At 46.6% G+C, this 728-nt stretch carries 1 protein-coding gene; it reads right to left on the bottom strand.

Annotated elements, in window-relative coordinates:
• The coding region (locus tag R8N49_RS27005) for a fatty acid cis/trans isomerase (RefSeq protein WP_318190439.1) at positions 1–728 on the bottom strand (728 nt) is incomplete at both ends.

Here is a 728-nt window from a genome sequence, read left to right as displayed (position 1 = left end):
AACAGTTCGTCTTTACCTGACTTACTACGCACCATCAGCATCGTGATTTGTGGGACGGTTTGTAGCCCTTCACCACGCACTTGACCGATGCGTTTTAGCTCTTTTTCCGTTATGTCTGAAAGCGCAGTGTCGGTAATCTCATAACGCGGCAACAACACTGGCGATAAGCGTTTGCGCATCATGTTCAGTAGCTCGGTTTTTGGATCGTCCGTTTTGTAAACAACGCTGGTCGGTTGATTAAAAGGCTTCACGTTACGTTGCAAAAAGTCACTAAGCTGAGGGCTTTGATCTTGATACCAGCTCGATTGAAGCTGGTGGCGCATATCCGCAGGCAGCAAGGTAACAAAGTTACTCTCGCCTTCAAGACGTAAGAAGTCCATGAACATACGCGTCATCAACTGGTGACCAAAGTTACCGTATACGTCAAACCCTGCTACCAATAGGTAGTGAATACGCTCTAGCAAAGCGTAATCTAAGATCCAGACTGTTTTTGGCTGCTCGCCAACCAACCCTTGGACTACAGATGCACTGTCAAAATGACGGAATACTGTTAATGCTGCATTTGGGTTGGTACCGTTACCGTCCCAAATGACGTCAGTCGATAGGTTTTCGCCATGCTTAAACCAGTTGTTCGTAAACTCAGATTTTGCTTCAAGATAACGCGCTTGTTGGCGTGCGTACTTAACCCAGTTTGTGACTGGAAGCGTATTACTTTCTTGTTCGGCTGG

This window comes from Vibrio sp. 1978 (genome assembly GCF_033344345.1).
This window is presented reverse-complemented; position numbering and strand designations above follow the sequence as displayed.